Raw genomic sequence first — 2,869 nt, forward strand, 5'->3', positions numbered from 1 at the left:
TCGAATTCTTCATTATTATTATAGCATAGGGGAGAACACAAGAAATTCTTTAATAGATATCACCACGTGGTGCAATGTTTACAACAGCTATAGTTCTATTGTCATGAATAATGCTAAAGATCAGCCTGTAGTGTCCTATTTTTAAGCGGCAAAATCCTCTCAACTGTCCTTCAAGGGGTTTAACGTCATTGTGAGTTAAAGGGTTATTGTATTGAGATAGAGTTATTAACTCCGATTTAATTCTATTTCGCATATCTTTATTGAGTTTATTAAAATACTTTTCTGCTTTAGAAGACAGTTTAACATTCCAACTCAATGAGCAACCTGCCTTTACCTGCCTCAATCTCTTTTAATCCCTCATGACATTCATCTGCAAAGTTCGGTATATTTAAAAGCTCCGTAGTTTCAGCATATCTTTCAATGTACTCATTGGCCAGATCGGTAAAAATATCGGACAGTGTTTTATTCTCGCTCTGTGCTATAGCCTCTATGATTCTTAGTTTTTCCCGTGTAAGTCTGATTGTCGTTGAGTCTGTTGACATAGCTACATCCTCCTTTTTTTTCTCAATAACCCACAAGCTTCAGCATAATATAATATTTAACAAGGTATAGTATATAACAAACAGAAAACATTGTCAATTGCCAGATAAAGTCGCAATTTTTGGTCATTATTTTTTGGTGTTCTTATGCTAAAATATCAGGGTATTTTTATCTTGCAGGTTTTATCTGTAGTGATTGCTGAAACAGGAGAGTGCTGACGTTATGCCACGGGTTACGATAAAGGATTTTTTTGAGAAGAAGGAGCACAAGCGCAGTCTCAGTCTGATAACGGCCTATGACTATCCCTTTGGGCGCATAGTGGATGAGGTAGGTTTTGATGCAGTGCTGGTGGGAGATTCCCTTGCGATGGTGGTGCAGGGGCAGGAGAACACTATGGCCGTGACGATGGATGAGATGGTATATCACACGCGGCTTGTCTCAAGGGGCGTGACGGGAGCGATGGTCATTGGGGACATGCCGTTTATGTCGTACCAGGTTTCGGTTTCCGATGCGGTGAGAAATGCCGGTCGTTTTATCAAGGAGGCGGGTGCGCAGGCCATCAAGATCGAGGGAGGTTCGGAGGTGTTGCCCCATGTGCGTGCAATCGTGCGGGCCGAAATCCCGGTGATGGCGCACATTGGCCTGACCCCACAGGCGTTATACAGAATGGGGGGGTACAAGGTCCAGGGCAGGACGGATGAGGCCAGGAGGCGGCTCGTCGATGATGCCAACAGGTTGCAGGATGCCGGCGCATTCAGCATCGTGCTTGAGGCCATACCGGCAGAGCTTGCAAGGGAGATCACCGATGCCCTCGACATAGCAACCATAGGGATCGGCGCCGGGCCACACTGCGATGGCCAGATTCTGGTACTGCATGACGTCATAGGGTTGTTTGACAGATTTGTGCCCAAATTCGTCAAGAAGTACGCCAACATCAAGGAGGTAGCCGTCAACGCCCTCAAGGCATACAAGGAAGAAGTGGAGACCGGCGTATTTCCATCCGAAAAAGAGAGCTTCAAGTAGCAGGGCAGTTGTTGGATATTCTGAGCACTTTAATGGGGTCAAGGGGACTTCTTCGTGCCAGGGGCGGGTGCGACCCGCTGCGACAAGATTGCGGCTCGCCCCTCCCCTTGCGGGGGGTTCTGAAGGGGGGCGGAGGGGGTGGGGCACCCCTGCCACAAACCGCCCCTTTTTTTCTCTTACGGTCAAATGCGATTGCCCTGTTACGGGTGCTTGGCCTCTTTGATAAAAGCCCTTATTTTGTCGTGATTCTTCTTTCGCTTTGTGTCCTCGACGGCGGAACTGACATCCACCGCATAGGGTCTGACCCTCCTGATGGCGTCCCTGACGTTTTCGACGGTCAGGCCGCCTGCAAGCACTATCCTGCCAAACCGTCCGGCCTCCATGGCGATGTCCCAGTTAAACAGTTTGCCCGTGCCGCCGTAGACCTTGTCATCGTAGGTGTCGAGCAGCCAGGCATGTACCTTGTATGACTGCAGCACACCGAGGTCTACGAAGTCCCTCACCCTGAAGGCCTTGATAACCTTGCTCCATACGCCGGAGAACTCCGCCCCCTCATCCCCATGCAACTGCACAACGTCAAGGCCGCTCTGTGTCATCTTTTCGATCACATCTGCCACACCCTCGTTGACAAACACACCAACCGTCGTGATAAACGGTGGCAGCTCCCTGACGATTGTCGCAACCTCTTGTGGCGTTACGCATCTGGGGCTCTTGTCGTAGAAGACAAAGCCAAGGGCATCTGCTCCGGCCTCCGCTGCGACAATGGCATCATCGGCGTTTGTTATTCCGCATATCTTAACCTTCACGTTTATAGCTTCCACCCCGACCTCCGTGTTTTTCAAGCAGCATAATATCCTTTATGACCATTTTCTTATCCACCGCCTTGCACATGTCATAGATGGTCAGGGCTGCAACGCTAACCGCCGTCAGGGCCTCCATCTCAACGCCGGTCTGGCCGCTTACCTTGACCGTTGCCAGGATGTCGATGCAGTTGTATGGTTCGTTGATCGTAAAATCCACGGTAACGCTTGTTATGTTAAGCGGATGGCACATGGGGATCAGAAAAGGCGTCTGCTTTGACCCCGCAATGGCCGCCACACGCGCAACCGCCAGGACGTCCCCCTTGGACAACCCACGGTCCTTAATCAGTCTGAGCGTCTCCGGCCTCATCAAAACCTTGCCACCTGCAATGGCCACCCTGGTAGTTATCTGCTTGTCGGTGACGTCCACCATCTTAGCCCTTCCCTCGTCGTCAAAGTGCGTCAGTTCGCTCATACCTTAAAACCCTCCTTTTACGCAACACGGT

At 50.1% G+C, this 2,869-nt stretch carries 5 protein-coding genes; 1 reads left to right on the forward strand and 4 read right to left on the reverse strand.

The features are described 5' to 3' along the window. Positions 1-49: 49 nt before the first annotated feature. Together HWQ67_RS20665 and HWQ67_RS15535 are read right to left on the reverse strand one after the other, a co-directional pair. Positions 50-253: a type II toxin-antitoxin system RelE family toxin gene (locus tag HWQ67_RS20665; RefSeq protein ID WP_425340735.1), complete on the reverse strand. Its 204-nt coding sequence runs from the start codon at positions 251-253 to the stop codon at positions 50-52. Between the two features lie 46 nt (positions 254-299). Beyond that, positions 300-542, reverse strand: a complete 243-nt coding sequence (locus HWQ67_RS15535; RefSeq protein ID WP_218253597.1) for a hypothetical protein — start codon at positions 540-542, stop codon at positions 300-302. Between the two features lie 220 nt (positions 543-762). On the opposite strand from HWQ67_RS15535, the gene panB reads away from it, so the two are divergent. Continuing rightward, the gene (gene panB / locus HWQ67_RS15540; RefSeq protein WP_218253598.1) at positions 763-1,563 is read left to right on the forward strand and encodes a 3-methyl-2-oxobutanoate hydroxymethyltransferase; all 801 of its coding nucleotides are present in this window, start codon (positions 763-765) and stop codon (positions 1,561-1,563) included. Between the two features lie 200 nt (positions 1,564-1,763). Here panB and HWQ67_RS15545 read toward each other — a convergent pair whose 3' ends face one another. Together HWQ67_RS15545 and moaC are read right to left on the reverse strand one after the other, a co-directional pair. Next, the gene (locus HWQ67_RS15545; RefSeq protein ID WP_218253600.1) at positions 1,764-2,375 is read right to left on the reverse strand and encodes a phosphoribosylanthranilate isomerase; all 612 of its coding nucleotides are present in this window, start codon (positions 2,373-2,375) and stop codon (positions 1,764-1,766) included. After that, entirely contained in the window at positions 2,359-2,838 is a 480-nt protein-coding gene (gene moaC / locus HWQ67_RS15550) for a cyclic pyranopterin monophosphate synthase MoaC (RefSeq protein ID WP_218253599.1), read from the reverse strand. Before moaC ends, HWQ67_RS15545 begins: the two co-directional genes overlap by 17 nt. Between the last annotated feature and the right edge of the window lie 31 nt (positions 2,839-2,869).

Origin of the sequence: Candidatus Magnetobacterium casense (assembly GCF_019173545.1) — a bacterium.
In the GTDB taxonomy this organism is placed as follows: domain Bacteria; phylum Nitrospirota; class Thermodesulfovibrionia; order Thermodesulfovibrionales; family Magnetobacteriaceae; genus Magnetobacterium; species Magnetobacterium cryptolimnobacter.

Excerpts from the sequence above, each read along its gene's own strand:
- HWQ67_RS20665 (WP_425340735.1), bottom strand. The coding sequence starts at position 253 with ATGCGAAATAGAATTAAATCGGAGTTAATAACTCTATCTCAATACAAT.
- HWQ67_RS15535 (WP_218253597.1), bottom strand. The coding sequence starts at position 542 with ATGTCAACAGACTCAACGACAATCAGACTTACACGGGAAAAACTAAGA.
- panB (WP_218253598.1), top strand. The coding sequence starts at position 763 with ATGCCACGGGTTACGATAAAGGATTTTTTTGAGAAGAAGGAGCACAAG.
- moaC (WP_218253599.1), bottom strand. The coding sequence starts at position 2,838 with ATGAGCGAACTGACGCACTTTGACGACGAGGGAAGGGCTAAGATGGTG.